Genomic DNA, 7843 nt, shown 5'->3' with positions numbered 1-7843 from the left:
CGTCCTCCAGGTCGATCTCCGTCGATGCCTGGATCACAGTACTCATCAGGGGTGTCCTCCATGATCAGGAGTTACACCGTTGTTCTTACAGTCCCTTTGTCGCTGCGGCTGGCGCGCGCCAGGGCCACGTCCACGGGAGTGGTGTACGAGTTTGACCTGGTCACAAGCGTGGCGGCCGTGAAATGAACACGGCCATCGCGTGATCCTTCGAGTGCGAACAAGAAGGAGATCAAAGCGATGGCCGCAGACAACAGTGTGACGCCCGCTGCATGGCTGGCGAAGCAGATCGAGACCGACGATTCGGATCTGTTGCGATCCATGGTGAAGACCATGGCCGAGGCGTTGATGTCGGCCGAAGCCGACGGCTTGTGCGGGGCGTCGTATGGCGAGCGCAGCGACGAGCGGACCAACTCCCGTAACGGCTACCGGGCCCGGCAGTGGGACACCCGCGCCGGGACGATCGAGCTGGCGATCCCGAAGCTACGCAGCGGCTCCTACTACCCCGACTGGCTGCTGGAGCGGCGCCGCCGGGCCGAGCAGGCGCTGATCAGCGTCGTGGCCACCTCCTACCTGCTCGGCGTCTCCACCCGGCGGGTGGACAAGCTGGTCGAGCAGCTCGGCATCAAACACATCTCCAAGAGCCAGGTGTCTCAGATGGCCAAGACCCTGGACGAGCAGGTCGAGGCCTTCCGCACCCGGACGTTGGATGCCGGCCCCTACACGTTCGTGTGGCTGGATGCGTTGACGCAGAAGGTGCGTGAGGGCGGCCGCACGATCAACGTGCACGCCCTAGTCGCCACCGCTGTGAACGCCAATGGGCAGCGGGAGATCCTCGGGCTGGAGGTGACCTCGGCCGAGGACGGCGCGGGCTGGCTGGCGTTCCTGCGCGGCCTGGTCGCGCGCGGCCTGTCCGGGGTGCAGCTGGTGGTCTCCGACGCGCACCGCGGGCTGGTTGAGGCGATCGGCGCGAGCCTGCCGGGCGCGGCCTGGCAGCGCTGCCGCACCCACTACCTGCGCAACCTGCTCACCACCGTTCCGAAATCGGCGCAGCCGTGGGTGGCCACGCTGGTGCGTACCATCTTCGACCAGCCCACCAGCGAGCAGGTCCGCACCCAGCACGCCTGGGTGATCGACGCGTTGGAGGCCAAGTATCCGGCTGCGTGCGAGCATCTGGACGGCGCCCGTGAGGACCTGCTGGCCTTCGCCGCCTTCCCCCGCGAGGTCTGGAAACAGATCTGGTCCAACAACCCGCAGGAGCGGCTGAACAAGGAGATCCGCCGCCGCACCGACGTGGTCGGCATCTTCCCCGACCGGGCCGCGATCGTCCGCCTGGTCGGCGCCGTTTTGGCCGAGCAGACCGACGAATGGACCGAAGCTCGCCGCTACATGGGCCTGGACGTGCTGGCCAAAGCCCGGATGCGGGTGATCCCGGGCGACACACCCGCCCACAACCAGATCCCGCAGACACTCACCGCTTAACCTGCAGAAACAGGATCACGCGAAGATCGATTCATACACCACGTCCGTGGACGTGACCCGCGCCAGGCCCAGCAGGCCAGAGCGCCGGTAGCAAGCCAGCGCTGCTGCCATCGTCCGTCCCATGGCTAATGCTCACTACACCCGTGAAGGCCACCATTTGCGACAACGCACACCGGGACCTGCGGGTTTGTCCCCGGATCAATGGGGTGAGGGCAGTTCCGGCTTGCCAGGCCGCCCCTGGGGGCGGGACGGTCTGGCAAGCGTGCTCACCACCGTTCCCAGTGCAGGACCTCCTTGCGCGGGATGCGGGGAGCGGGCTTGAAGTCGGTGCCGAGGGTGAAGGCCAGCGGGATGAACGCCGCCAGCATGACCTCCTCATACGGCACGCCCAGCACCTGGGCCAGCTCGCGTTCGACCGGCCCCTGCGCGGTGGTCCAAACCGTGCCCAGACCACGCGCCCGGGCGGCCAGCATGAAACTCCATACGGCTGGAAGGATCGATCCCCACGCCCCTGCCTGCACGGCCACCGGGGCGCGGTCGGTGCGTCCCTCCACGCCCGGGATGACGAACGCGGGCACCCGATGGATGTTGTCGGCCAGGTGGCGCAGGCCGTCGAAGACCCGCTCGGTGGAGCCGGAATGGTAGTTCATCCGCCGCACGTCGCGTTCGGTCAGCGGCTGCCCGGTGGCCAGGGGCAGGGCGCGCAGGAAGAGGTCGGACACGGCCCGCCGCTGCTCGGGCTCGGTCACGACCATGAAGTGCCAGCGCTGCCGGTTGCGCCCGGTCGGTGCCTGCACGGCCAGGTCCACGCACTGCTCGATCAGCTCGCGCGGCACCGGGCGGGTGAGGTCCAGGCGCTTGCGCACGGCGCGGGTGGTGCTCAGCAGTTCGTCGGGGGTGAGATCCAGCGTCATGACGTGTCTCCTTCAGGCGGTGGGGGCGGGTACGGGGGCGGGGCGGCGGGGGCGCAGGCCGAAGGCGGCGGCGAGGGCGCCGATCAGGGAGAAGCCGCCCGCCGTCAGGAAGGCGATCCGGTATCCGGCCGGCGTGGAGCCGCCGAGCGTCATCATTGACGCCAGCACCGCCACGCCGATGCCGGCGCCGATCTGGACGGCGGAGGTCACCAGTCCCGAGGCCAGCCCCTGCCGCTCGTCGGGCAGCCCGGCGACGGCGGCGATGTTGAGGCTGGGGAAGGACAGCCCGTTGCCGATGCCGTGTACGACCAGCGCGGGCAGCAGCACCGTGAGGTAGTCGCCGGTGGCCCCGGCCCGCAGGAACAGCAGGATGCCCGCGCCCTGGATCAGCATTCCGGCGGCGGCCACCCGCCCCAGGCCGTACCGGCTGATCAGCCGGCCGGCCAGGTTGGCGGTGATGACGATGGCCAGCCCCATGGGGACGATCCCGAGTCCGGTGGTCAGCGGGGTGTAGTCGAGCACCTGCTGCAGATACAGGACGGCGACGAACTGCCAGCCGATCGTCGCGCACGCCCAGGCCAGCGCCGCGAGATTGGCGGCGCCCACGGTCCCGGACCTGAACACCTCCAGCGGGACGAGCGGCGCGGACCGCCGGCGCTCAATGACCACGAAGGCGCCCAGCAGCAGCACCGCCACGACACCAGCTGGCCGGCTCTGCTCGGTCAGGGCGAAGACCAGCAGCAACACGCCGCCGGTGACCGCGACCGCGCCGACGGCGTCGAAACCCTCGCGCGTCCCGGGCGGCCGAACGCCGCGTGGCAGCACCAGCGGCGCTGCGGCCAGCACGAGCAAGGCGATAGGGACCGGCAGGAAGAACACCAGCCGCCAGCTGATCTCGGTCAGCAGGCCGGAGGCGATCAGCCCGGCCGTGTAGCCGGTCGCCCCGGCCAGCGAGTACACCCCCAGAGCCCGGTTGCGCTGCGGCCCCTCGGCGAAGGTGGTGGTGATGAGCGACAGCGCCGCCGGAGCGGTGAGCGCGGCCGCCACCCCCTTGATCACCCGGGTTGCCACCAGCGGCCATCCGGCCGAAAGCAGCCCGCCGGCCAGGCTCGCCGCCGCGAACACCGCCAGTGAGAGCAGGAACACCCGGCGGCGGCCGAACAGGTCGGCGATGCGGCCGCCGAGCAGCAGGAAGCCGCCGTAAGCGACCGCGTAGCCGGACATCAGCCACTGCAGGGTGCTCTCCGGAAGCGACAGATCACGCCCGATGGCGGGTAGGGCCACGCCCATCAACGACAGGTCCATCGAGTCCAGGAACACCGCAGCGCACAGCACCACCAGGGCCACCTGTAGGCGGCCGTCGGTTCGGGTCACCATCACACTCCATCCGCAAAGAAACAATTGGCTGACAGACGATTCGGACCGTATGCCTGCAAATCATCTGCTGTCAAACAGTCTTTGTGGAGATTGGTCTGGGATAGACTGGCGGCTGAACGCACGAGGAGAGTGATGGCGACAACGACCAGAACGACCGGCCGCGGGACGGCGTACTTTCCGCAACTCGCCGCCGAGCGGCTGGACATCGCGCTATGCCGGGCCTCGGCCGCCGTGGCCCGCGCCGCCGACGTTCACGCCGCCAGGGAAGGACTCGGAGTCGGGCAACACCTCGTCCTCCAGATGCTCGACGCCGTCGGCCCCTGCTCCCAGCAGACGCTCAGCGAGGAACTCCGAATCGACCGCAGCGTCATGGTCGGCATCTGCGACGATCTGGAGCAGGCGGGCCACGTCCGCAGGGAACGCAACCCCCGCGACCGGCGCTCCTACGCCGTCACCATCACCGACTCAGGCCTCGGCCGGCTCGCCGAAGCGCAAGCCTCGATCCCGGCCTTCCTTGAGGACACCTTCCACACCCTCACCCCCGACGAACGCGGCCGGCTGAGCGCAATCCTCGTCAAACTCCTGCAGGCCGACACCGGCAGCTCTCCCTGACCCGATGCCAGTGCCCCATGCGCAGGACATGGGGCCCGCGGTCCAACCCAGTGCCACCCGCCGGGCTCCCAACGAGCAGGCGTTCTCGTCCACGCGGGACGATCCCGTGGTTCCGATCGGCTCTCACCGCGCTGGATGACTCCACGGCCCGGTCATGGAGTGGCAGGCGAACGTGGGGCTGGTCGGGGGCGCGGCAGGAGCGGGCGACCGGCTGAGCGTACGGGCGAGCGGGAGCTGAACGACTGGAGCCTGCCGGGCGACCGCCGCGAGCGCGGCCGCTCGCTCCTCGACCAGGGCCGGATGCTCAGGAAGCGGCCGGCGGCCGAGACGGGTCGGCCCGTGCCCCGCGGCCGCCGTCCTCCTGCTTGATCTCGGGCGCCGGGGTGATGCGCCGTACCACCACGCCGAGCAGCCATTCCGCCGGCACGTAGCCGAAGTGCCGCGAGTCGCGCGAGGCCGCCGCGTTGTCGCCGAGCACGACCAGGCATCCGTCGGGCACGACCCGACCGGGAGTGTGCGGCAAGGAGGCGATCTCGCGGGGGACCGGGTCGCCGGGCACGGCGGTCACGCGCTTGACCACCCGGAACGGCTCGTCCGCGGGTTCCCGCGCCGCGACGGGCCTTCCGGTCGGCTTCCGGCCGTTCACCGGTCGGCCCGACGGCGCGCGGGGGTCGGTGGTGAGCGCGGCCTCGGCCGCCATCTCCGGCCACATCTCCGTGAGGCTGCCGGCGAGCAGCACCACCTGGCCGCGCCGGACCGCGTCCAGGGACGCCCGCCGGACCAGCACCCGGTCGCCGTCGCGGAACGCCGGCTCCATGCTCACACCCGCCACCGTGATGACGAGGTAGCGACGGCGCAGCCGGACGACGACCGCGGCCGACGCCCCGAGGACGCACCCCGCCGCCGTCAGCAGTGCCAGGACGGGTCTCAACGGCGTTCCCCTCCACTCATCGCGTCACCGGCTCCACCGGCTCCACGGGCTCCACGGGCTCCACGGGCTCCTCGGCGTAACCGGCCGCCTGAACGGTGAACAGCCGGGCGTACGTGCCCCGGGCGGCGAGCAGGTCGGCGTGCCGCCCCTGTTCGACGACCAGCCCGCCGGACAGGACGACGATGAGGTCGGCGTCCCGGATCGTGTTGAGGCGGTGGGAGATGAGCAGGCTGCTGCGGCCGTCGCGCATCCTCCGCAGCCGCTCGTGCACCTCGTGCTCGGCCTCGGGGTCCAGGCCCGCGTTCGGCTCGTCGAGGATCATCAGGTCCCGGTCCTCGCGGAGGAAGGCCCGCGCGAGGGCCACCCGCTGCCACTGGCCGCCGGACAACATCACCCCGTTCCCGGGGTCGTCGGCCTCGTCGTCGGCGAAGAACAGGCGGGTCAGCAGCGTCCCGTAGCCGTGGGGCAGGCGGGACAGAGTGCCGTCGATCCCGGCCCGGACGGCCGCGCCGCGGATGCGTTCCAGGTCGCCGAGCGCCGTCAGGTCGCCCATGGCGATGTTGTCGGCCGCGCTGAAGTCGTAGGTCATGAAGTCCTGGAGCACCGCGCCGACGCGGCGGCGCAACTCCTCCACGGGCACGTCGCGCAGGTCCACCCCGTCCCAGAGGATCGCCCCCCGGGTGGGGTCGTAGAACCGGCACAGCAGCTCGACCAGCGTGCTCTTGCCCGCGCCGTTATGGCCGACCAGCGCCGTCGAGGCGCCGTGGGGGAGGAAGAGGGTGACGCCGCGCAGCGCCCACGGATGGTCGTCGCTGTAGCGGAACCAGATGTCGCGCAGTTCGATGCCGCGGCGAAGCGCGGGCAGCGGCGCCGGGTCGTCCGGCGGGGGCAGGTCCGGCCCGGCGTCGACCACCGCGACGTAGTGGCCGAACAGGAGCACCTGGTGGTGCGCCCCGGCCATCGACGTGATCAGCCCGCCGAGCGCCCCCTGCAGACCGGCGACCACGGCCACGAACATCGACACGTCGCCCACCGTCACCTGCCCCCGCCCGGCGGCCACGACGACCCACACCAGCCCGCCACCGGCGATGACCGCCGACAGCGCCGCCAGCGCCCCCTGGACGACGACCTCCCGCCGGTCCGTCCGCCGCCGGGCCTCGTCGGCGGCGCGCCGCTCGGCGACCAGCCGACCGCGGAGATAGGGGCCGAGGCCGAACAGCCGGATCTCCTTGGCCGCCGCCGCGCTGGCGAGCAGGTCGCCGTACAACATCTGCCGCCGTTCCGTCGGGCCGATCCGCCACATCATCGCGGCGCGCCGCCGGGACAGCTGCAGCTCCAGGATCACCGTGGGCACGGCGGCGGCCAGCACGACGACGGTGAACCCCGTGCTGATCACGGTCAGCGAGCCGAGGAACCCGACCAGGGTGAGCGCCCCGCGCACCACCTCGAACACCGCGTCGGCGGTCCTGGCCGGCGCGGACGCGCTCTGCTGGGCCAGCCGGAGCCGGTCCTGGAAGTGCGGATCCTCGAACCTGGCGATCCCCGCCACCTGCTCGACCGCCGCGAACAGCTCGTCGTGCCCGCGGAGGGCCGCCCTGCGGTCCATCTCGGCCCGCAGGTACTGGGCGACGCGCGGCACGACCCCGAGCGCGATCCCCGCCGCCGCGAGCCCGGCCGCGGGCCCCACCAGCCCGGACGGCGAGCCCGGCGCGGACGTCAACCGGTCCAGGACGGCCTTCGTCAGCCAGGCCACCGCGATCGGGATCACCGCGACCGCCGCCGTGCACACCAGGTACGCCAGGCCGTGCAAGGGCGCCGAACGGAACGTCAGCGCCACGACCCGCGCCGCGGTGGCCGCGAACGCGCGCGGGGATGCCCGGGGCTCCCGGCTCACGCAGCCCTCATGACCCGCAGCAGGGCGACGTCGGGCGCGGTGGCGAGCAGCGCGCCGGTGCTGTCGACGACGTAGTGCGCGGGGAACCCGTCGACCGCGAAGGCCCGGCTGAGTTCGCCGTCGAACTCCTCCACAATCACGCGGGCCACCGGTGTGAGCGTTCGGACCATCTCGTCGCTGTCCTCCCGGTCACCGGCCAGGACGGCGAGGACCTGCCGCCGCCCGCCCGGCAGGCCGCGGGCGAACTCGACGAACTCCGGCAGCGTCTCCCGGCACGTCGTGCAGCCGGGGCTGAAGAAGGCGACCAGGGTCTCACCCGTCAGCAGGTCGCGGGAGACCGGCTCACCGTCGACGGTGGTGGCCAGGAAGTCGCCGACGCTTCCGCGAAGCCTCCCCGGCGGACGGTCACCGTGGGACAGGAGGCTCCGCAGCTGATCGGTGTGCTCCCGCAGCCGTCTGACCACTCCCAGCGTCAGCACCAGGTCGAAGAGGCACAGCGCCCCCACCAGGATCATCCCGGTGACGAGCATCGACATGACGTTCTCCTAATCAGTTCTGGGAGTAAGCCATCCGGCAGACTCCTTGGTGGTAGCCGCCGGCAGGTGAGCACTCCGGTTTCCTGGACGGTGAGTCCTG

Annotated in this window: 8 protein-coding genes; 2 read left to right on the top strand and 6 right to left on the bottom strand. The window is 71.3% G+C overall.

The window, feature by feature from the left end; genetic code table 11:
* Positions 1-71: 71 nt before the first annotated feature.
* Positions 72-320, bottom strand: coding sequence for a hypothetical protein (locus ABT158_RS50665; RefSeq protein ID WP_352366600.1), 249 nt, complete (start codon positions 318-320; stop codon positions 72-74).
* Between ABT158_RS50665 and ABT158_RS50660 the strand changes: the two genes are divergently transcribed.
* Positions 238-1479, top strand: coding sequence for an IS256 family transposase (locus ABT158_RS50660; RefSeq protein WP_352366598.1), 1242 nt, complete (start codon positions 238-240; stop codon positions 1477-1479). The two genes, ABT158_RS50665 and ABT158_RS50660, sit on opposite strands and share 83 nt — an antisense overlap.
* A gap of 266 nt (positions 1480-1745) precedes the next feature.
* Here the strand turns inward: ABT158_RS50660 and ABT158_RS50655 are convergent, their stop codons facing one another.
* Both ABT158_RS50655 and ABT158_RS50650 read right to left on the bottom strand, forming a co-directional pair.
* Positions 1746-2393, bottom strand: coding sequence for a nitroreductase family protein (locus ABT158_RS50655; protein WP_352366597.1), 648 nt, complete (start codon positions 2391-2393; stop codon positions 1746-1748).
* 12 nt (positions 2394-2405) lie between these two features.
* Positions 2406-3770 carry an MFS transporter gene (locus ABT158_RS50650; RefSeq protein ID WP_352366595.1) on the bottom strand — a complete coding sequence of 455 codons (1365 nt, stop codon included), beginning with the start codon at positions 3768-3770 and terminating at the stop codon, positions 2406-2408.
* A 132-nt stretch (positions 3771-3902) separates the two neighbouring features.
* Between ABT158_RS50650 and ABT158_RS50645 the strand changes: the two genes are divergently transcribed.
* Positions 3903-4382 carry a MarR family winged helix-turn-helix transcriptional regulator gene (locus tag ABT158_RS50645; protein WP_352366593.1) on the top strand — a complete coding sequence of 160 codons (480 nt, stop codon included), beginning with the start codon at positions 3903-3905 and terminating at the stop codon, positions 4380-4382.
* Positions 4383-4686: 304 nt separating this feature from the next.
* Here ABT158_RS50645 and ABT158_RS50640 read toward each other — a convergent pair whose 3' ends face one another.
* From ABT158_RS50640 to ABT158_RS50630, 3 genes are read right to left on the bottom strand one after another with little or no spacing between them, the layout of a single operon-like run.
* A complete protein-coding gene (locus ABT158_RS50640; protein ID WP_352366591.1) occupies positions 4687-5313 on the bottom strand; it encodes a S26 family signal peptidase in 627 nt (208 codons plus the stop codon).
* 16 nt (positions 5314-5329) lie between these two features.
* Positions 5330-7207 carry an ABC transporter ATP-binding protein gene (locus ABT158_RS50635; protein WP_352366589.1) on the bottom strand — a complete coding sequence of 626 codons (1878 nt, stop codon included), beginning with the start codon at positions 7205-7207 and terminating at the stop codon, positions 5330-5332.
* Positions 7204-7743, bottom strand: a complete 540-nt coding sequence (locus tag ABT158_RS50630; RefSeq protein ID WP_352366587.1) for a TlpA disulfide reductase family protein — start codon at positions 7741-7743, stop codon at positions 7204-7206. The genes ABT158_RS50635 and ABT158_RS50630 overlap by 4 nt, the downstream gene beginning before the upstream one ends.
* Positions 7744-7843: the final 100 nt, after the last annotated feature.

The sequence above is a fragment of the Nonomuraea sp. NPDC001636 genome, from assembly GCF_040298265.1.
Lineage (GTDB): Bacteria > Actinomycetota > Actinomycetes > Streptosporangiales > Streptosporangiaceae > Nonomuraea.
This window is presented reverse-complemented; position numbering and strand designations above follow the sequence as displayed.

Excerpts from the sequence above, each read along its gene's own strand:
- ABT158_RS50660 (WP_352366598.1), top strand. The coding sequence starts at position 238 with ATGGCCGCAGACAACAGTGTGACGCCCGCTGCATGGCTGGCGAAGCAG.
- ABT158_RS50665 (WP_352366600.1), bottom strand. The coding sequence starts at position 320 with ATGGATCGCAACAGATCCGAATCGTCGGTCTCGATCTGCTTCGCCAGC.
- ABT158_RS50655 (WP_352366597.1), bottom strand. The coding sequence starts at position 2,393 with ATGACGCTGGATCTCACCCCCGACGAACTGCTGAGCACCACCCGCGCC.
- ABT158_RS50650 (WP_352366595.1), bottom strand. The coding sequence starts at position 3,770 with ATGGTGACCCGAACCGACGGCCGCCTACAGGTGGCCCTGGTGGTGCTG.
- ABT158_RS50645 (WP_352366593.1), top strand. The coding sequence starts at position 3,903 with ATGGCGACAACGACCAGAACGACCGGCCGCGGGACGGCGTACTTTCCG.
- ABT158_RS50630 (WP_352366587.1), bottom strand. The coding sequence starts at position 7,743 with ATGTCGATGCTCGTCACCGGGATGATCCTGGTGGGGGCGCTGTGCCTC.